Here is a 20,070-nt window from a genome sequence, read left to right on the forward strand (position 1 = left end):
GACAAACGATCAGCACTAACTATAGCAGAGATTCGCTCAGACGACAGTGCCTTACAAAAGCTCCCTGTCATCCTCGGGCTGCTCCAGCGGGAGTTCCTCCTGTTGTTCGTAAGAAGCAGTTTCCGACAGGTCGCGAATTTCCTTGAGGGTTGGCAGGCTCCGGAGGTCCTTGAGACTGAAGAGTTCAAGGAACTCCCGCGTGGTACCGTAAATGAGCGGTTTTCCCGGAATGTCTTTCTTCCCGAGAATCTTGATGAGTTTCTTTTCCAGGATGGTCTTCAGGACGCCGCCGCAATCGACTCCGCGCAGATACTCGATTTCGGCACGGGTCACCGGTTGGCGGTAGGCGATGATGGCAAGGGTTTCAAGGGCGGACTGGCTGAATTTGACTGGCCTGGTTTTTGTGAGGCGTCGAAGGTAGTCGGCATTTTCTACGGGGGTGCGGAACTGGTAACCGGAAGCCACCTCAACCAGCACAACTCCCCTCCCTTCCTGTCCGTACTCCTCCTGAAGCGCACCCAGTGCCTCCCGAATATCTCCCCGATCAAACTCATCGAGGAAGGAGCAGAGACGGTCGAAGGTCATCGGGGCATCGGCAACGAACAGGAGGCTTTCGACAATGGACTTAAGATTCGGCATCGACGAGACTCCCCTCCCCTTCCATGACCGCAGGCTGTATCCAGATGGAGCCATAGCGGTTTGCCTGGACCACCTTCACCATCTTGAGCTTGCAGAGTTCAAGCACGGCCAGGAACGTGGCAATGAGGAAATCCCTGTTGAAGTGTTCGGGAAAGAGTTCGTCGAAGAGAAGCGATTCCTTCCCCTCCAGGAGTGAGAGGATCTCGTTGATCCGCTCGGCGATGGTGATCGACTCGGCCCCCACCTCGTGGAAGCTCTCCTCGGAAACCCGGTCGAGAACCTTCCGGAATGCCTCTATCAGCTCGAACAGTTCCACCTCGACCGGTTCCTCCTCAGGCAGCATTTCCACCAACTCGGGGGAGATAAAACTTCGGGCATAGGTATCCCGGCCGAGCATATCCCTCCCGGTTAGAGAGACCGCAGCTTCCTTGTACTTCTGGTATTCGAGAAGACGCCGTACCAGTTCGGCCCGCGGGTCTTCCTCCTCTTCTTCCGGGGCATCTTCATCGACTGGCATCGGGAGAAGCGTCTTCGACTTGATCTGGATGAGAGTCGATGCCATGACGAGGAACTCGCCGGCAATCTCCAGGTTGAGCTCCTTCATCATCTTGATGTACTCAAGGTACTCTTTCGTGATTATTGAGAGGGGAATATCATAGATGTCCACCTCATTCTTCCTGATGAGGTGGAGCAGGAGGTCGAGGGGCCCCTCGAAGACCTCGAGCTTCACCGTATAGGAGGGGCTCTCCTCATCCTGGTAGAGGTCGAGATTCCCGCTGCTGCTCATAGATTGAGGGCGTCCCGCACCTCGGCCATGGTTCGCGCGGCTTCGGTTGCGGCACGGGCCTCCCCTTCGGCGAGGATTTCGGCCACGAGCCCCGGCTTTTCGGTGAGTTCGTCGCGGCGTGCCCGGTAGGGGGCAAGGGTCTGGACCAGGTACTCGGCCTGGAGCTTCTTGCACTCAACGCAACCAATGGCGGCACTGCGGCACCCTGCGTAGATGTCTGCCTTCTTTTCTTCGGGCAGGTAGAGGCTGTTGAGGGAAAAGGCAACACAACGGTCGGGCTCCCCCGGATCGCTCCGCCGGACCCGCTGAGTATCGGTAACCATCGACATCACCTTCTTGCGGGTTTCTTCGGCACTCTCCGAGAGAAAAATGGCATTGCCGTAGGACTTGCTCATCTTGCGGCCGTCGAGCCCCAGCACCTTGGGCGTCTCGGTGAGGAGCGCCGCGGGCTCAGGGAAGACCTCTCTGTTGTAGAGGTAGTTGAAGCGCCGTGCGATCTCGCGGGTAATCTCCAGGTGGGGGAGCTGATCGTGCCCCACCGGAACCTTGGATGCCTTGTAGACGATGATGTCCGACGCCATGAGGACCGGATAGCCGAGAAAACCGAAGGTGGAGAGATCCTTGGTGGAAAGGTTCTCCTGCATCTCCTTGTAGGTAGGGTTCCGCTCAAGCCACGAAACCGGCGTGATCATGGAAAGGATCAGGTTCAGTTCCGCGTGCTGGGGTACGCGGCTCTGCCGGAAGATAACGCACTTGGCGGGATCGACCCCGAAGGCAAGCCAGTCGAGGATCATCTCGTCGGTGTTTTGACGTATACCTGCGGTGTTGTCGTATTCGGTGGTAAGGGAGTGCCAGTCGGCGGCGAAGAAGAAGCATTCGTACTCTTCCTGAAGCTCCCGCCAGTTGGCGAGCACGCCGTGGAAGTGGCCCAGGTGGAGTTTTCCGGTTGGCCTCATGCCGCTGACTATCCGCTTGTTGCTCATCGTCTGCTCCTTTTTAGACGGCTGCGCCGTTTATCTCATGAGAAAATGGGTAACGCTGTACACCAGACCGCTTTGAGGACCGGCAAGAATACGGATCCCCATGTCGAGGATCGGTGAGATGACCGTGCTGAAGATGTTGGTAAAAAAGACCAGCAGGATAATGATGATCATGCCGTAGGGTTCCACCCGCGCCAGCATCTCCGCCTGGCGATGGGGCAGCAAACCCACTGCCACCCGTCCGCCGTCGAGAGGAGGGACCGGGATCAGGTTGAAGATGCAGAGAAGCAGGTTGATGTAGACCGAAAAGGCCGTCATCAGAATCAGCGGGTCAAGAAACGTCAGAGCCTGGGAACCGTCGGGAACCCCTGCGCCCAGGGCAGCGAGCCCCCGCATGACCATGGCCGAGAACAGGGCAAGAACAAAGTTTGTCACCGGACCGGCGCCGGCGACCCAGATCATATCCCGCTTGGGGTTTCTCAGGTTGTGAAAATTGACCGGCACCGGCTTGGCCCATCCGATGCCGACAAGAAAGATCATGAGGGTGCCCAGGATGTCCAGGTGCTTGAGGGGATTGAGGGTGAGCCGTCCCACCAAGCGTGCCGTCCGGTCGCCCAAGCGGTCGGCCACGAAGCCGTGGGATACCTCGTGACAGGTGATCGCCATGAGGGCGGGGACAAGCATGATCGAAAACTTGAGGAAAAACTGTTCCATTGGGCGGGATTCTCCGGATACATAAAAGCCGTTCATCTCTAACAGATTGGCTAGTGAAAGTCAATTGCGGGAGGGTAAAGCAACTTATGTCCCTGCAAAAGAAAAGTGGCCGCGAAAATCATATAAAGACCTTTGCAAGTTCAACCGATAAGCTCATCAGAGGCAGCTCTGCAGCCATAAGCATAAAATTCTATTAAGTTGTCATTTTTAAATTAATCATATATAACTGCAAAGTTTGTTCTACATCTTCGTTCCACAATTACGAGCACAGCTCCTTTACTCACATCATGAGGTTAATGCGGTGGAGTTTTATCGTCGTTTATTGCTGCTGATCATACTATTGCTACCAGGCGTTGTCTGGGGAGAGACACCTCCTTTAAGCGTGGCCTTGTATTATGGCAAACAGCCGCCAGTCAACGATCTGCACACCTTTGATATTGTGGTTATTGATCCGGACAGCGGTCTTACTCCGTCCGAGTATGGCAGCGGACGGAGCGAACTCTTTGCCTACGTCAGCGTCGGAGAGGCGGACACGGCCCGCTCCTACACGAAGCAAATGCCGGATAGATGGATAATCGGCAAGAATCCGGTATGGAAATCGAAAATCGTGGATGTTTCCAACGAAGAGTGGAAACAATTCTTCCTGGATGACGTAGTGGAACCGCTCTGGCAGGCCGGCTATCGCGGTTTTTTCCTGGACACCCTGGATTCCTACCTGATAGCGGCCCCCACTGAGGCTCATCCGCGCATGGAGGCGGGGCTAGTGTCTGTCGTGCGCGCCATTCGGCAACGGCACCCTGAAGCGCGCCTGATTCTGAATCGCGGCTTCGAGATATTCGACCGCGTCAAAGATCTGGTCTATGCCGTGGCAGCCGAATCCCTGTTCCAGAATTTCAATACCGTTAGTGGCAAGTACGGAGCAGTTGACGACAAAGATCGCTCATGGCTGACAAGCCGCCTGAATGTTATCAGGGAAACCGGTGTCCCCGTGATCGCCATCGACTATGTTGACCCTGGCAACCGTCCCCTGATGAGAGAGACTGCTGATAAAATCAGATCCCTCGGTTTTACCCCCTGGGTGACCGACAAGGACCTGGCAGGTCTGGGGATAGGGAGCGTGGAGGTTATGCCGCGCACGGTACTCGGTCTGTACGATGGCGGCGAGGGTGCCGGTGGCGATCTCTATTTCACCAACTTGCAGCGCTATGTGGTGATGCCGCTTAACTACCTCGGCTACACCGTCGAGATGCATGACATGAGAGAGCCGTTGCCGGGGGGCGTACTAAGGGGACGCTACGCAGGCGCTGTCATATGGCCCTACTCCACCAGTTCAGGCGAAAAGCAGGGGCTCAAGCAATGGGTCTTGAACTGTGTTGAACAAGGTTTGCCACTGGTTTTTCTGGAACGGTTCGGCATGAGCCTCGACAATGATCTTACCAGTTCACTCGGACTTGGAATAGAATCATACACCCGACTTGAACCGCCGGCCAAGGTTACGGCAAAGGATGACATGGTTGGCTTCGAGCAGCAACCGCTGCCGCGCATTGATGCCTATCTGCCGATCAGGGCGAACAAGGGCCGGGTTCTGCTGCAGCTTTCAACGGCCAATGGCGTCACCAGCGATGCCGTTGTCATCACCCCTTGGGGTGGTTATGTCTCGGGCCCATACGTGGTTACCCAGCTCATGGAAAGTCAGGCGGCATGGGTTATCGACCCCTTCCGTTTTTTCAGCGAGGCCTTGAAGCTTCCGCTCATGCCGGTACCGGACACAACCACTGAAAACGGAGTGCGCCTCCTCTTGGCCCATGTGGACGGGGACGGCTTTGCAAGCCAGGCCGAATGGCCCGGAGGAAAACTGGCCGCCGAGGAACTGCGCAGCAACATCCTTGAGCGCTACCGCATCCCGACATCAATTTCACTCATTACCAGCATCCTGGCTCCTGACGGCCTCTACCCCCAGAAGTCGGCCCAATATGAAGAGATCGCCCGTGGCATTCTGGCACTCCCATGGGTAGAGGGTGCCAGCCACTCCTTTTCGCACCCCTTTCGCTGGCAACCGGACCAAGAGGACACTGGAATCGAAGCGGAAACATGGCATATCTTGAATGTCCCCGACTATAAATTCAACCTTGAGTCGGAGATCAGTGGTTCCACAAATTACATCAATGAAAGGCTGATGCCGGCCGGCAAGAAAGTCCGTATTTTCCAGTGGACAGGCAACTGTCTCCCTTCCAGGGATGCCGTGCGCCTGACCTATGAAAGGGGGCTTCTTAATATAAATGGCGGCAGCACCATTATCACCAACTCAAACCGCACCCTCACGGCAGTTGCCCCGCTGGGAGTAAGCCGCGGCAAATGGTTCCAGGTTTTTGCCCCCAACCAGAACGAAAATGTCTACACCAATCTCTGGAGCAGAAATTTTTACGGCTATAGGCGGATCATGGAGACATTCAGCCTGACCGAATCGCCGCGCCGGCTCAAGCCGGTCAACATCTACTACCACTTCTATTCGGCCAGCAAAGAGGCCTCCCTGACAGCCCTGCGCCAAGTTTACGACTGGGCCATGGGCCAGCGCCTGTTCGGGATTTTCACCTCCGAATACATCGAAAAGGTGCTCGATTTCAACCGCACCGCAATTGCTCGCCGTGGCGACGAGTGGCTGGTGCGTAACGGAGGCAGCCTTCGCCAGCTGCGCATCCCGAACCGTGCCGGTTTTCCCCTGCTGGAGGACGGTTCCAACATAGCGGGGTACAGCGACCATGGTGACAACCGCTACCTGCACATGGGACCTGGGGGGGAGGCACGGGTAAGGCTCACCGCTACGCCGTCGGCCGGGGTTTCCGTGGAATCCGCCGCAGCCAGGCTGACCGATTTCAGCCGCAACGGTAAAAATATGCGGTTCTCCCTCTCCGGGTATACTCCCTTCACCGTCAAGCTCACCGGAACCAACGGTTGCACCATACATGCAGATAACGTCACACCTTACTCGGTCAAGGGCGACACAACGGTAACTCTCACGGAAGGAAGCCATGCCCTGGCGATCACGTGTAAATAACCCGCATCCCCTGGAGCGCGCACGTTTTTTAAAGCCGGTGACGGTACTGGGTGTCTTTTGTACCTTTGTGGCCGTGCTAGCGTTGCTTTTTCCTGAGCGCAGTCTGCTGAAGAGCCTAGATGGCAAGGAAGATGCCGCCACTATCCGCTACCGCGAGGAGATTCTGAGGGTACGCCCGAATGACGCCGGCTTGCGCATCAAGGTAGCAGAATCACTGTTCCGGTCCGGCAATTACCCAAAGACTCTGGAAACCCTCAAACAGCTCCCCGCCGGTCTTTCCACGGAGCAGAAGCGCACGGTGGCAGAGCTGCGCTACAACACCTTCCAGAACATGCTCCTCGGTGCAGGGATCGGCACCCCGCAATGGCAGAGCCTGAAACCGCGCGTGCGCTCTGCGGCCATGGAACTGACCGGCCCGAATCCATCGCTATGGCGCCTCCAGCAGCTGGCGTCCGATGCCCGTAAAGCTGGCGACCTTGATGCCTGGGGTAAATACCAGAAAGAGATCGCAGCACGGGAAGCCACTGCCGTAACGGCCGGTCAGCCGCGGCAGGATCCTTTCACCCTCGCCCTTGCCCGGCGCGACTACCGCGCGGCAGCGGCAATCTGCTTCAGCGGCATGCACAAGGCCGCCACAGTGCAACAGCGCCGGGGACTGTTCATGAAAGGCGTGCGCACCCTCCAGGCCGGCAACCTTCCCCTTGAGGCCCTCAGGGCCGGAGAACAGCACCTGGACGGCCTGTCCGGTGACAGATCCACCCTCATATTCCTGACCAGGGTGAGCCTCGCGGCCAACCAACCGCAACGGGCTCAGTACTTTGTCAGAAAGGCGCTTGGAATGGCGCCGGACCACAAACCGGCGGATCCATCATGAAGATACTGATTGTCATAACAGCAGCCATTATGTTGGCAGTCACACAGTCGAGTGCTCCCTCCCTGTGCCACGCCGACCAGGGCATGCCACCGCTAGGCCCCTCCACCCCTTTCAATGCCGAGCTGTACAGCCTTGGCTACGATGTCTTTCTGGCGAACAGCAACCCCCACGAAGCCTTCCTTCTGGCTGAACGGGCCGTAGCCATACACCCCAACGACATCGACTGGCGCCGCAGGGCTGCCCAGAGCGGCGAATGGTCGGGCAACAGTCTTGCAGCCCTCGAACACTGGATGCACCTAAACTCTGTGGGGCAGAAGGATGCAGCCGAGAACGCCCTGCGTCTGGCGAGAGCCACACGGCATAACCGTTATCTCAAGCAGTTGCTTGAACAACGGGGCCCGGGGAAAACCCGGGAGACTCTTGTCGAGTATGCTTCCGTGTGCGAGGCACTGGGACTGCCGGAGAATGCCATAGATCTGCTCGAGCGTCACCGTGGCGGTCCGTACCGCAAAGAGGTCCTGGAGCAGCTTTCCAGGCTGTACGAAGCTGTTGGCCGTCCAAAACAGGCCGTTGACGCGCTGATGGAACAGATGAACACCTTCGGCCTGACCGAAGAAGGAATCCTCAGGGCTTCCGCGCTTACTTTCGGGACCGGCGACGTCAAAGGTGCCTACGCTATTCTTGACCGCGGGAGACAGATTATCCCGGCCTCGGCCACAACCTACTGGCAAAGCTTCGACGATCTTGCCTGGTCGCTTCAGGACATGCAGGCCGTCGAGCTGGCTTCGCGGAAACTATTGGAGAGTGGCAAGGCACGGGAAGAAGACTACCAGCGCCTGATCCTGCTCGGCAGGGACAACGATCCTAAGGCCGCCTACCGACTCTCTATGGATGGCTGGCAACGCTTCAGGCGTTCCGATTTTCTCAAATCAGCCCTGGAGTTGGGCATTGCCATGAAAGACTACCGTACCACGGCCGACATGCTGACCCGGCAGGAGCGTGAAGGTAATCTGAAACCGCAGGAGCAGGATGCCTATTTCTGGAGCCTGGTCTCCCAGGTGCATCGCGGTACAGGTGCGACCGGTGAAAGCATCAGGTGCTATCGCGAAGCCCTCAGGCGTGCACCTGCCGATAGTGAACTGGCAGCCGGATATGTCTGGCTGCTGCTGGACCTCGACCGGAGGGAGGAGTTGCGGGAGCTGCTCATTGCCTGGAAAGGCCGCGAGAATACGATGCCTTCACTCTACGAACCATTCGGAGCAGCGCTTGCTTATCTCGGGGAATATCATAAGGCTCTCCCTTACTTCCAGGCCAGATACAGCCAAAAGCGCAGTGATCCCGCCTGGCTGGCGGCCTATGCCGACACCATGGAGCAGGCCGGTTGGGTGGAGGCTGCTTTCCTTGAACGACTGAATGCACTCGCGCTCAGCCGCAGAAGGATGAAGTCGGCACCGGCCGGCAACGGCGGGGAAAGAGAGACTTTGGTCAGGGATTATGCGCGAGTGGCGATGCTGCTGAAACCGGGAGACGGTGTCGACGGTCTGATGAAGGAGATTACCGCCGGTCGCCAGGACGACGTAAGCCGCGAGTTAGTGGCAGCCTGGGCGTTATCAAGCCAGCGCAACGACCTGGCCAGGCTGTGGTTCTGGCGCGAGTATGCCCGCATGACCAGGCGGCCGCGCTGGGTTGAACTGACACTTGCCCTTGAGAACAATGACCGGCCCGCCATGGCCCGTCTGCTTCAGCAAGATTTGGAGCGGCTCCCCTACCGTGATGCAATCGAGGCAGCGGTACGGAGCGGCCAGACGCCGCTGGCCGAATCCATCGCCTTTGATCGGTTCCAGGGCAATGACCGCGACTACCTACTCGACAATCAGGTTCGGGATCTGTTTGGCGGCCGAGGCGGCGGCTTGCGCTATCGGCTCTCGCTGTTGGACCGGGAGGGTGTGGGCTTCCTGGAGCAGATGCTCTCGGTAACGACCGCCTTGACGCCTAGGTTTTCACTGAAGGTTGAGGCGGGCAACAGCGACATCCGCCACCGGGACATGGATGTGGTCGGCATCTACCCTGCCGGCATCCGGACGGCACGCGTGGGCGCCCTCATGCGTCACCCGGGGGGGAGCGCCGAACTCTACGCCGGTGTGCGCGATGCCCTTTACACCCATCCCCAGGCCGGCTTTTTGGGGGACTGGAAACTGACCGGCAGAGCAACACTGGAAATGGCCCTGCTGAGCGGCGCAGAAAGCGATGGGAGCCTTGGCCTCAAGATTGGCGGGATGAAAGACGAAATCCGCCTGGGACTGCAGCAAGGCCTTACACCTCGCGACACGCTGCTGCTGCGCCTCAGCGGAAGCATCCTGCGTGACCAGCAGTGGCGCCGGCTGGGTGACGGCGGTTCCTTCGAGGCAGAACTGACCCACCGCATCATCTTTACCGGCCCCGATACCACGCTGCGCCTCTTCAGCGGCTACCACAGCTTCAATCGCGGCCCCGATCCCGTCGGCCGAACCCTCCTGCTGATACCGACGCAACAGAGAGCGACCAGCGGTTCGGCCTATTTTGTGCCGGAATCATTCGCCCAGGCCGGGGTGGGAATCCTGTTCGGAGAGGAAGGTCGAGACAACTATACCCGCGACTGGCGCACGTTCGGGGCTCTCGATGTCAGCTGGAACAGCAACAGCGGCACCGGGTTTTACTACAAAGTAGGCGTGGTGGGGCCGTTGTTGGGACTGGATAAGCTGGAAGGGGCCTTTTCCCAGGAAAAAGGCTCATTTGGAACAAGCGATATCAACAGCCGCCTTGACCTGAACTACCGTTACTATTTCAGATAGGATCAACATATGGCAAACCAGTATTCCGACAACAGAAGCGAAGCCGACGGCCACTTGAAAATAGTGGCGCGCCTTGCCCTGGCCTTCGTGCTGGCATTCGCCGCCGGATGCAGCAGTGGGACCAAGGACGGTTCCTCGCCCGCCAACAACGGCAACCAGCCCGGTGGCAGCACCCCGGTCCAGCCTTTTACGGGTCCGGATCCCAACCTGGGCGTGAAGGTGCGAGACAAGGCGGCCAAGGCCGATTCCTACGCCATCACCTACGGCCCCCTCACCAAGGCGGATATCGATACGCTCAAGACCTATCCCCTGGTCATCGTCCATCCGTACAACGGCAACCTCACCAGGGACCATATCATGTGGATCAAGCAAGGGGTTAACCCCAATGACCCCAGCGACAACCCGGTGGTACTCTGCTACGTGTCCATCGGCGAGGACACCCGCACCTTCCAGCTCACCGACGCCCAGATGCGGGCTGATTCTCGTTTCACGGGCGACGGAAGCGGTCCGTCGATCGATCCGCGGGGCCCCGGCGTCCGATCACTGGTCGGCCTCGACCCGAAGGGGACACCGACCAACGGTGGATTCGCATCGTACTATGTCAACGACAACGCCCTGCGCTGTGCCGGGGACCCGAAGAACGTACCCGACCAGAACGGCAACTTCCTGACCCGCTTCGTCAATGCCGGAGACCCGCTCTGGTACAGCACCGTCAGCGATATGCGGATGGATGTGAACAGCCACACCCCTCCCGGCCTGCGCGAGCTTCTGACTGAAGACTACGGCCGCGGGCTGGGTTGCGACGGTGTCTTCCTGGACACCATCGATACGGCCGCGCCCAACAAATACACCGCCTGCTCGGACACCAATCATTCCAGCTCGGAGTGGACTGCAAAGGGATTCTCGGATTTCATTCGAAGACTAAGGGCTGATTTCCCCAACAAAATCATCCTCCAAAACCGTGGCCTCTTCTTCTTCGATCCACGAGAGCCCCATTACCAGGTTTCGGCGCGCGGGGTCATCGATATAGGTTTCTTTGAGAGCTATTATCTCGACAACGATTCACAGACGTCCGTTTCTCGCTATTTCCCGGACAACAAGTACAATTCGATGCCCAAGATCATGGCCGAGGCCAACCGGCCGGACGGCTTCAAGATGCTCTCCCTGGGTTATGCCAACGGATTCGGGGGAGCGAAACCGGGCATGGATGTGCAGACTCTGCTGGGGAATTCAACCACGGGATATGACATTCTGATGCAGGATATTCTGGAGGCCCATTCGGTCGGTTTCAGGCATTACATCACCAATGCCCCCGTCGATCTGGTGAACTCGTTCGTCAAGGACAATGAGAACATGAACGACACAACGGCACCGGCCTGGTCCAGCGTGTTCAATGTCCACTATAACGATTACCCCACCAGTGCGCCCGATGTGCGTCCCGGAATCGGGAAAATCGACCTGAGCGGCGACACCGTCACCCTATCCTGGGACGTGGCCCTGGACATGAACCGCGTCAACTATGCGCTCTACTACCAGACCGTCCCCTTCAACTTCACGCTGCCCCAACCTCTTGCCAATGCCACCAAGGCGGTCCTCACACCTTCGGTCGGATCAGGTTACGATCTGGTCTGGCAAACCCCTGATCCCGGGCTGGCGTTACAGAACGTTTACCCCTACCAGAGTTCCGTAACACTTCCCGGCCTGCAGGGCGGAACCACCTACTATCTTCTCTTGCGGGCCTTCGACAGCAAGGGGAATGAAGAAGTAAACCAAGTCGTATGGACGTGCTCGAACACAACCTGTTCAAAATTGTAAAGGAGGCATTATGAAGAAGATATTCGTGGTTTTGCTGGTCGGCCTGCTGCTGTCCGGCTGTGTGACCCTGAGACAGGGGGGCGGCACCGTTTCCTTCAATGACAGCTGGGCCCTTCTGCCGTTCATCAACAACACCGAAACGCCCTACGCCGCCGAGCGGGCCGAAGCTGTCACTGCCGCGTTGCTCCACACCCACGGGGTGCAAAAGCTTGAGCGCACAGTGACGGAAACAGCCAAGGGTGACGACCACCTCGGGCTTGACCGGGGCGAACTGAAGCAGAAAGCGGCCCTGGAAGCGGCCAAGCAGAAAAAAGTCCGCTACGCCATTGCCGGCACGGTCAATGAGTGGCGTTACAAGGTTGGCCTCGACGGCGAGCCGGTGGCCGGCTTCACCCTGCAGGTGATTGAACTGCCCGAGGAGAAGGTGGTCTGGAGTGGCGTGGCCGGGAAAAGCGGCTGGAGCCGTGATGCGGTCAGTGCCGTTGCCCAGCAGGTTCTCGACAGCCTTATTGGAGATCTTGAAAAGGCGGCTGCAACCAACACCAAGTAGTGACGAGTAATAACATGGCATTCAACAAAGACAGCACCATGATACTTGACAGGTGGCTGGAGACCTTTGCCATCACCGCCATCGCGGTAACGGGAGGGTTTCTCCTCAACAGCAGCGACCCATTATTCGTGCATGCCCGATTCCCATGGGTCTGGTTCGGGCCACTGCTGATTGCCCTGCGCTATGGCATCGCCCCGGGACTCGTCTCGACAGGGGGAATCTGTCTGGCGCTCCTGGTCATGCCCCGCTTCGGTCTTCCGATTGGTGAGTTTCCCACCAACTACGTGCTGGGTGGCCTGCTCATGGTTTTGATAACAGGACAGTTCAGCGATATCTGGAGCAAGCGCCTGAGACACGCCAACCAGCTGAGCAACCATACGAGTGAGCGCTTCGAGCAACTGTCCCGAGCCTACTTCATGGTCCGTCTGTCCCATGACAGACTGGAACAGAACCTGATCAGCCGGCCAGTCACGCTGCGGGATGCCATGATTAACCTTCGCAATCTGCTGGCAAAACATGACGGGAGGATGGACAGTGAAACCAGCGCAGCCCTCCTCTCGATCCTCATGCATTACTGCAGCCTGGAAAGCGCCGCCATCTATCCGGCAAACGATGACGGCGAACTACTGGATGTTCCCATTGCCAAGTGCGGCAAGGGCGCACCGCTGAATAGAGACGACCTGCTGCTCCGCTCGGCCATCGAGTCAGGCTATTCCGCCTACCAGGCCATAAACCGGCATATCGTTGAGGGGCGGCCTTCAGCGCCGTCAGCACTCTCGTCGGCGGTCTGGAGTGTGGACGTATCACACGGCGAATCGAATGAGCAGACGTCCTATCTGGTTGTCGCACCAATGCGCACCAGTTCGGGCAAACTGCTCGGTTTGCTGCTGGTCACGGAAATGCCTTTCCTCAACCTGCACCGCGAAACACTGCAGATAATGGGTGTTCTGTTGGCCTATTCCTCCGATCAGGCAGAATCCGTCGAGCGGGCCAGAGATATACTGGGTCTCTTTCCGGACTGCCCCCCCAATTTTGCCGCTGAGCTGATCAAGACCGTTCGTCTTAAGCGTGACCTTCATGTAAGCAGCGCCCTGGTGATGGTACAAGTCATGGCCGACTCCCGTCTGGACGAGATATGCAAAACCATGGAGCGACAGCAACGGGGCCTGGATCACTCGTGGCTGAGAACAACGGACTGGGGGGCACAGTTCGTTACCCTGATGCCTTTTTCAGGGCCGGCCTCCATTGAAGGGTATAAGTCGCGCATTCATGAAATACTGCAGCGCCAGGTTGGCAGAAGTACCGGGCAGGAAGGCATCACCATGCACTCCACGAGTGTGACAACCGATGATCCCCTTGTTCAACTGGTTGCCCTGCTGGAGGAGAAGCAATGATTCGGCTCATACTGTTGCTAGCGGGGTTTCTTTGCGAGTATACAGCCCTTCAGGCACTTTTCAGCCAGCAGCAGGTATGGATCCGCCTGATTCTGTTTATTGTTTCTCACCTGATCGCCGCAGTATCCCTTGCGTTACTGCTCCGGTTGTCCCTTCCTCGTCAAGCTGACACGAAAAAATGGGGCAGTCTGGCATTATTCTTCAGCTTCGCCTTTTTCATCCCTGTTCTCGGTTGCATAGGGATGCTGGGTGCACTTGTCTATTTCCGCTTCTTTCTCCGCTTCGATGACCGGCCCGAATTTTTCAGCGTTCCGATGACCCCGTTCATGCAGGAATCAGGGGGACCGGCTCCAGGGATGGGGGAAGGAGGCGCGTGGTCGCGACTGCGGTCAGAATCCCTGTCCCGCCCCATGCGCCTGAAGGCCCTGCTGGCCGCCGGATCCAGCAACAGTCGTGATGCCAGCCGATTGCTGCACTTTGCCACCAGCGATAATGATGACGAAATTCGCCTCCTGGCCTTCAACCTGGCAGACCAGCGCGAGAAGGTCATCAGTAAGACCATATCTCAGTCGCTGGCCGAGTTGAAAAATGCCACGGACCGTGACGAACGGCTCCTGCATTGCCGCAAGCTGGCATTTTCGTACTGGGAGCTCATCTTCAACGATCTTGCCCAGAAAGACTTGGCAGAATTCTATGTCCTGCAGTCAATCTCTTATGCCACCCAAGCCCTGGATATGGACGCCACTGACCCCAACCTGTTGCTACTGCTGGGACGCATGCACCTGTGGAGGGGGGATCTGGAGTCCGCCGAAAAGGCGATTAACGACGCCATGAACAATGGCGCGCACCGTGACCGAGTGGTTCCGTATCTGGCTGAACTGGCTTTCCTCCGCAGGGATTTCGTCACCATGAATAGCTGCTTCGAACTGAATCCTCTGCTTCGCCACAAGCCCGGGATAGGGCCAGTGGCGCAATTCTGGATGGGTTAACCACTATGGATCGTTTCCCGAAATCAGATGACGTGGATATCATGCTGCTTCTGGAGGGGACCTTCCCCTACGTCAGCGGCGGGGTATCCAGCTGGGTCAACCAGATCATACTGGCGTTTCCGGAATACCGGTTCGGCGCGCTATTTATCGGCAGCAGCCGCAGTGATTACGGCGAATTTAAGTATGATCTTCCGCCAAACCTGGTCCACCTGGAGTGTCATTACCTCCATGACGAATTGGCTATGCCCGCCATCCGCCCCATGGCGGGCAACTCCGGCGCATTCGAAACCGTGCGGCGCATCCATGAGTTGTTTCTGCGTCCTGACGAAGGTACGCTTGACCGTGCTCTGAAAACGCCGGACTTCTACCTTGACTCCAACAACGGTGCGAACTTCGAACAGTTCCTCTACTCGAAAAAATCCTGGGAGCTGATCTGTGATCTCTACCAGGAACGCTGCACTGATCCTTCCTTCGTCGATTATTTCTGGACAGTCCGTAACATGCATACTCCCATCTGGCTGCTGGCCGCCATCGCAAAGCGACTCATACCGGCGCGGGTGTATCATACGGTGTCAACCGGCTATGCCGGTTTCCTGGGCGCACTTCTTCACCACAACAGCGGGCGGCCGCTGATCCTGAGCGAACATGGCATCTACACCAAGGAGCGGCGCATCGATATCTTCAGCAGCGACTGGATCCAGGACAACCGCAATGCCCTGCAGAAAGACCCCACGGAAGTAAGCTATTACCGCGACCTCTGGATACGGTTTTTCGAAACCATCGGCCGTTTCTGCTATGGGGCGGCAAGCAATATCGTGTCACTCTACGAAGGGGCCAGGGAACGCGAAATAGGTGACGGAGCCCCCCGTGGGCGCACCATGGTGGTACCCAACGGAATCAATATCGCCCGGTTCGCGAAGCTGCGGGAGCGACGCCCTGACAACCCTCCACCGGTACTGGCCCTGGTGGGGCGGGTGGTGCCTATCAAAGACATCAAAACTTTTATCCGTGCCCTACGGCTGGCTGCCAACAGCCTGCCGGGGGTTCAGGGATGGATCATCGGCCCCGAAGACGAAAACCCTGAGTATGCCGCCGAGTGCCGTGATCTTGCGGAAAGTCTCCACATCGCCTCGAATCTCAGCTTCATGGGATTCAGGAATCCAATGGAGATTTTCCCGGATACCGGCGTCATGATCCTCAGCTCGGTCAGCGAAGGGGTACCCTTGGTCATTCTGGAGGCGTTTGCCGCCGGCATACCGGTCGTGGCAACCGATGTCGGCGCCTGCCGCCAGCTGATCATGGGCCACGGCCAGGAGGACGAGGCCATCGGCGCGGCTGGAGGGGTGGTATCCATCAACAACCCCCATGACCTTGCAGGGGAGGCCCTGCGGCTCCTGAAGGATCCCGACCACTGGAAACGCGCCAGCAATGCGGCCATTTCTAGGGTCGAACGTTACTATACCGAGCAACAGATGTTCGACAGCTACCGGCAATTGTACCAGCGAGGAATAGACTGATGGCGGGCATCGGCTTCGAACTGCGCAAACTGCTCAAACGCGACACCTTTTTTTCACTGCTGCAGACCTATGGCTATGCCGGGATTATCAGCTCCGGCCCCTGGGTGCTCTCCATCTTCGCAGTGATGTTGATTGGCTTCATTTCGCTGCCGGTCGTCATCCCGCCAGTTCTGGTATCGCAGTTCCAGACATCCATCACGTACCTGATCGCCCTTTCCCTGATCTATACGGGCTTGTTCCAACTGGCCTTCACCCGCTATTCGGCCGACAGAATCTTTGAAAAGGAACACTTCAGACTGCTTCCCAATCTGAACGGCCTGCTCCTCTTGGTGACCACTGTCGGAGGTCTGGTTTCCTTCCCCCTGGCCATCGTGCTGTTCCCCCAGACATCGCTGATCTACCGCCTTCTCTTCGCAACCACCTTTGTTACGGTCTCCTGCGTCTGGATGGCCGCCATTCTTCTTTCAGGCCTGAAAGCATACAAGACAATACTGTATAATTTCGCCCTCGGCTATGGTACCGCGCTGTTCCTTGCTTTTTTCCTGCGGACCTGGAAGCTGGAAGGACTGTTGCTGGCATTCCTAACCGGCCAGTTTGTGCTCCTCAAAGGAATGCTGTTTGTAATTTTCCGCAACTACCCGTCACGCACCTTCGTGGAGTTCGATTTTCTGCGCAAGCGGCGAGTGCATTATTCCCTGATGCTTACCGGCTTCTTCTACAACCTGGCGATTTGGGCCGATAAATTTGTTTTCTGGTTTCACCCCTATACCGGCAGCAACGTGATCGGCCCCCTGCACGCTTCGGAAATATATGATTTTCCGATATTCCTCGCCTATCTTTCAATTCTGCCCGGCATGGCCGTGTTCCTGGTGCGGATGGAAACCGATTTCGTCGAGTATTATGATCGGTTCTATGATTCGGTTCGCGAAGGGGGGTCACTGACCAACATACAGACTATGAAGAATGAAATGGTACACACGGCACGGGAAGGGATCTACGACATCATCAAGGTCCAGTCCATCGCCACCATCATCATATTCCTCTTTGGCCCCGCCATGCTCTCCTTGGCGGGAATCTCGCTGGTCTACGTGCCGTTGCTTAACATCGACGTGGTTTCTGCCGGTCTGCAGGTGGTTCTGCTGGGGCTCATCAACATCTATTTCTATCTTGACCGGCGAGGACGCGCCCTGCTCCTGACAGTACTGTTCGCCACCCTGAATTTCATTCTGTCAATCATATCCATCAACCTCGGCCCGTACTTTTACGGCTATGGTTTTGCCGGTTCACTGTGCATTACGATCTTGTGCGGCATGTTACTGCTGGATCGGGATCTGGACACGCTGGAGTACAAGACCTTCATGCTGCAATAGCTTTTCCGGCAGGCCTGAGCGTTGGCCTGCGGCTTGATATCAAGACTGCCCATAGGTTTAATAAGTTCCTTGACAGGGAAGTGCGACTCATTGTTAATAGGGAAATGACTACGAGATATAGGAAACAAGACGGTAAAAGAAACCATCGGACCGCCACCGGCCAAGTGGTAACACTCACCATCACCGGTTTTGACGATGAAGGATTCGGAACGGCATCCCACGAAGGGAAAAAAGTCCTCGTGACCGGTGCCCTCCCCGGTGAAACGGTCAGCATCAGGGTAACCCACAACGGACCACGGACCATGTTCGGGGAGGCAATCACCATACTCTCCCCCTCCCCCGACCGCATGCCGTCTCCTTCATGCACCACCTCCTCATGCAGCAACTGTCCCCTCATATCCATGAACTATGGGGCGCAGCTTACCCTGAAACGCAACCTCGTCGAAAAGGAGATCCGCTCCTTCGCCTCGCTGCGCGCCGTCCCCATAAACGATGTCATTTCCTCTCCCCGCCCCCTACAGTACCGAAACTCCGCAAAGCTTGTTGTGGCGGGCACCTTCAGATCTCCGATCATCGGCATCTATCGGCGCAACAGCCACAACGTGGTCGACATCAGTGTCTGCCCCCTTCACCATCCACTCATCAATCGGGTGGTGGCTGCCGTGAAGGAAGGAATACGAAAGGGGAAGGTGCCAGTTTACAATCCCCGCACCGACACCGGCATCCTCCGCTACCTTGTGGTGAGGGTTTCCGAGCACACTGGCCGGGCCATGGCCGTCTTCGTCACTGCCCAGAGAAGTTACAATGAGATTCACCACCTCGCCAAGTTCGTAAAGCAGGCGGTCCCCGAACTGGATGTGGCGGTTCAGAACGTGAACACCTCCGAAGGGAATGTCATCCTCGCCCCCCATGACCACTTCCTGACCAAAGACCATGCCATCATTGAAGAGCTTGCCGGGGTCCGTTTTTCCATCTCGCCTCGCTCGTTTTTCCAGGTGAACAGCGGTGGCGCCCGCATCATCTACGAAAAGGTCCGGGAATGGAGCGCCTTGGCCGGCAAGGAGAAGGTCGTTGATCTCTATTGCGGCATCGGGGGGATTTCACTCTTCCTGGCCCCCGGCGCACGGGAGGTTCACGGCATCGAGTACGTGGATGCGGCGGTAGCCGATGCGGAACGAAACGCGCGCCTCAACGGGATTCGCAACTGCTCCTTCGAGGCGGGTGATGCGGCAGAGCTCCTGGAAGAGTTGGTGGAAGAAGGAACTGAACCCGACGTGATCATCTTTAACCCGCCACGCAAGGGGTGCGACCGCCGGGTGCTTGAGGCTGCTGTTGACTCAGGCCCCGGCCGGATGATCTATGTCTCCTGCTCCCCCGCCACCCTGGCCCGCGACCTCGACATCCTCGCGGGGCTCGGCTATCAGACACGGGAGGTCCAACCCGTGGACATGTTCCCCCAAACTCCTCACATTGAAAATGTGGCCCTTCTCGTTGATGCCCGTCACGCGCGGGATGACCATGAAAAAACAACGTCCCCCTCAGGTCGGCAACCTTTCACGCGCAAAAGAAGAGGGGCATCCGCCTGAACGGGTGCCCCTCTCTCTACCTGACGTCGTGCCTGGCAACTATTTTCTCAGGACCTTGACCACTGAGGAAAAGTCCTCTTCGCCGCGGCCATCCTTGACCCCCTGCTCATACGTCTTGCACGCCACCATGGCGGCCGGCAGATCCAGGCCCAATTTCTGAGACTTTTCGAGCACCAGTTCCAGCTGTTCGTGAACGTACTTGAGGGCCAGGTTACGGGTAAAATCTCCCCGGGCAATGACGCGCCCCTTGGAGTGGAACAGGGGGGAGGCAACGCCACCGGAATCGAGCACTTCGAGAATCTTGTCAACGTTGAACCCCATCTTCTCGCCGAAGACAATGGCTTCAGCCAGAGTCTCCATCAACTCGGCCTGAACCAGGTTAACGACGAATTTCATCCGGGTAGCGTCACCGATGGATCCGACATGGATGATGTTGAGTCCGAAGAACGAGAAGAGTTCACGGCACCGACCGAGGAGCGACGGATCCCCGCCGGCGAGAATGGTGATGAGCCCGTTGGCTGCGTGCTCCTTGGTTCCCCAGACCGGTGCATCAAGGAACATGACCCGGTGCTTTGCGGCCTCTTCGGCCATTTCCTTCGTGCTCTCAAGGGAATGGGTTCCCATGTCAACGAGGATCGTGCCGGGATCGATCCCCGCGAAAATGCCGTCTTCCCCGTAAATGTCAGGTTTCAGCCGCTCCTTCTCGGGACGGATGTAGATGACAATATCTTGCCCCTTGGCAGCCTCCCGCGGCGTTCCGGCTCCGAGGGCTCCCTGCTTGACAAGCTCTGCAACGACTTCGGGATCCGAGTCGTAAACCGTAAGAGTGTAGCTTCCCTTGAGAAGATTGATGGCCATGTGCCGGCCGACGGTACCCAGACCCAAGAAACCGACATTTTTCAACATTGCATGCCTCCTGAATTTACAGTAAGTAATCACAGCTCCGAACGGTGTTAATAGTACAATGTG

The 20,070-nt window shown here is 57.5% G+C and carries 15 protein-coding genes; 10 read left to right on the forward strand and 5 right to left on the reverse strand.

Annotated elements, in window-relative coordinates:
• Positions 1-51 precede the first annotated feature (51 nt).
• Genes scpB through KJB29_RS05000 form a run of 4 tightly spaced genes read right to left on the reverse strand, consistent with a single transcriptional unit; the run spans position 52 to position 3,120 of the window.
• Positions 52-639 carry an SMC-Scp complex subunit ScpB gene (scpB, locus tag KJB29_RS04985; protein ID WP_004511886.1) on the reverse strand — a complete coding sequence of 196 codons (588 nt, stop codon included), beginning with the start codon at positions 637-639 and terminating at the stop codon, positions 52-54.
• The gene (locus KJB29_RS04990; RefSeq protein WP_215733631.1) at positions 626-1,426 is read right to left on the reverse strand and encodes a segregation and condensation protein A; all 801 of its coding nucleotides are present in this window, start codon (positions 1,424-1,426) and stop codon (positions 626-628) included. Before KJB29_RS04990 ends, scpB begins: the two co-directional genes overlap by 14 nt.
• Positions 1,423-2,409, reverse strand: a complete 987-nt coding sequence (gene trpS / locus KJB29_RS04995) for a tryptophan--tRNA ligase (protein ID WP_004511884.1) — start codon at positions 2,407-2,409, stop codon at positions 1,423-1,425. The genes KJB29_RS04990 and trpS overlap by 4 nt, the downstream gene beginning before the upstream one ends.
• A gap of 30 nt (positions 2,410-2,439) precedes the next feature.
• The gene (locus KJB29_RS05000) at positions 2,440-3,120 is read right to left on the reverse strand and encodes a site-2 protease family protein (protein WP_215733632.1); all 681 of its coding nucleotides are present in this window, start codon (positions 3,118-3,120) and stop codon (positions 2,440-2,442) included.
• Between the two features lie 382 nt (positions 3,121-3,502).
• On the opposite strand from KJB29_RS05000, the gene KJB29_RS05005 reads away from it, so the two are divergent.
• The 10 genes from KJB29_RS05005 to rlmD all read left to right on the forward strand — a co-directional run bounded on the left by KJB29_RS05005 (position 3,503) and on the right by rlmD (position 19,101).
• A complete protein-coding gene (locus tag KJB29_RS05005; protein ID WP_343213539.1) occupies positions 3,503-6,175 on the forward strand; it encodes a bifunctional glycoside hydrolase/polysaccharide deacetylase family protein in 2,673 nt (890 codons plus the stop codon).
• A gap of 73 nt (positions 6,176-6,248) precedes the next feature.
• Positions 6,249-7,049, forward strand: a complete 801-nt coding sequence (locus KJB29_RS05010) for a hypothetical protein (RefSeq protein ID WP_238378900.1) — start codon at positions 6,249-6,251, stop codon at positions 7,047-7,049.
• 83 nt (positions 7,050-7,132) lie between these two features.
• A complete protein-coding gene (locus KJB29_RS05015) occupies positions 7,133-9,880 on the forward strand; it encodes a tetratricopeptide repeat protein (protein WP_246560383.1) in 2,748 nt (915 codons plus the stop codon).
• A gap of 9 nt (positions 9,881-9,889) precedes the next feature.
• Positions 9,890-11,695 (forward strand): hypothetical protein, encoded by a 1,806-nt coding sequence (locus tag KJB29_RS05020; RefSeq protein WP_215733634.1) that lies wholly within the window; start codon positions 9,890-9,892, stop codon positions 11,693-11,695.
• A 10-nt stretch (positions 11,696-11,705) separates the two neighbouring features.
• Positions 11,706-12,245: a penicillin-binding protein activator LpoB gene (locus tag KJB29_RS05025; RefSeq protein ID WP_215733635.1), complete on the forward strand. Its 540-nt coding sequence runs from the start codon at positions 11,706-11,708 to the stop codon at positions 12,243-12,245.
• Positions 12,246-12,283: 38 nt separating this feature from the next.
• The gene (locus KJB29_RS05030) at positions 12,284-13,639 is read left to right on the forward strand and encodes a PelD GGDEF domain-containing protein (RefSeq protein WP_246560384.1); all 1,356 of its coding nucleotides are present in this window, start codon (positions 12,284-12,286) and stop codon (positions 13,637-13,639) included.
• Positions 13,636-14,628, forward strand: coding sequence for a hypothetical protein (locus KJB29_RS05035; protein WP_215733637.1), 993 nt, complete (start codon positions 13,636-13,638; stop codon positions 14,626-14,628). Before KJB29_RS05030 ends, KJB29_RS05035 begins: the two co-directional genes overlap by 4 nt.
• A gap of 5 nt (positions 14,629-14,633) precedes the next feature.
• Entirely contained in the window at positions 14,634-16,145 is a 1,512-nt protein-coding gene (gene pelF / locus KJB29_RS05040) for a GT4 family glycosyltransferase PelF (RefSeq protein ID WP_215733638.1), read from the forward strand.
• Positions 16,145-17,515 (forward strand): exopolysaccharide Pel transporter PelG, encoded by a 1,371-nt coding sequence (gene pelG / locus KJB29_RS05045; protein ID WP_215733639.1) that lies wholly within the window; start codon positions 16,145-16,147, stop codon positions 17,513-17,515. Before pelF ends, pelG begins: the two co-directional genes overlap by 1 nt.
• A gap of 104 nt (positions 17,516-17,619) precedes the next feature.
• On the forward strand, positions 17,620-19,101 hold the full coding sequence (rlmD, locus tag KJB29_RS05050; protein WP_215733640.1) for a 23S rRNA (uracil(1939)-C(5))-methyltransferase RlmD: 1,482 nt from the start codon (positions 17,620-17,622) through the stop codon (positions 19,099-19,101).
• A gap of 39 nt (positions 19,102-19,140) precedes the next feature.
• Here the strand turns inward: rlmD and KJB29_RS05055 are convergent, their stop codons facing one another.
• A complete protein-coding gene (locus KJB29_RS05055; RefSeq protein WP_215733641.1) occupies positions 19,141-20,007 on the reverse strand; it encodes an NAD(P)-dependent oxidoreductase in 867 nt (288 codons plus the stop codon).
• Positions 20,008-20,070: the final 63 nt, after the last annotated feature.

Source organism: Geobacter grbiciae (assembly GCF_018531165.1).
Lineage (GTDB): Bacteria > Desulfobacterota > Desulfuromonadia > Geobacterales > Geobacteraceae > Geobacter > Geobacter metallireducens.